This window comes from Pauljensenia sp. UMB3104, assembly GCF_030217285.1.
Lineage (GTDB): Bacteria > Actinomycetota > Actinomycetes > Actinomycetales > Actinomycetaceae > Pauljensenia.
This window is the reverse complement of record NZ_JASONN010000143.1, coordinates 1-328: the sequence shown is the minus strand read 5'-3', so window position 1 is coordinate 328 and position 328 is coordinate 1. Positions and strand designations below refer to the sequence as shown.

Here is a 328-nt window from a genome sequence, read left to right as displayed (position 1 = left end):
CCTCTGATTTCAAAAAATTGTCCCAATTATTTGAAAGAGCATAAGGAATCCCTGATAGCAAAAGCTGGTACTAAAGCACCTAGATTTTGCTTACTTTGGCTGAGCCAAAGGGATTCTTTTTTACATAATTTATACAGACAAGTGATAGCGATTTTTCAAAAATATACAGTCTTTATACATACACAGAAAGCTTGATATAACAATACTATACATAAATTTATACGCGCTTATTACATACAAATTAAGTACTAAACAGATACGTTTTCTGTATTAAATACATACAGATTATTCAGTAAATTTTAGGCAATTTCCTTATATTTTTGTCGAT

1 protein-coding gene is annotated in these 328 nt (G+C 29.3%); it reads left to right on the top strand.

Annotated elements, in window-relative coordinates:
• A partial coding sequence (locus QP415_RS11110; RefSeq protein WP_285100102.1) for a hypothetical protein occupies positions 1 to 195 on the top strand: 195 nt, incomplete at its 5' end.
• Positions 196 to 328: the final 133 nt, after the last annotated feature.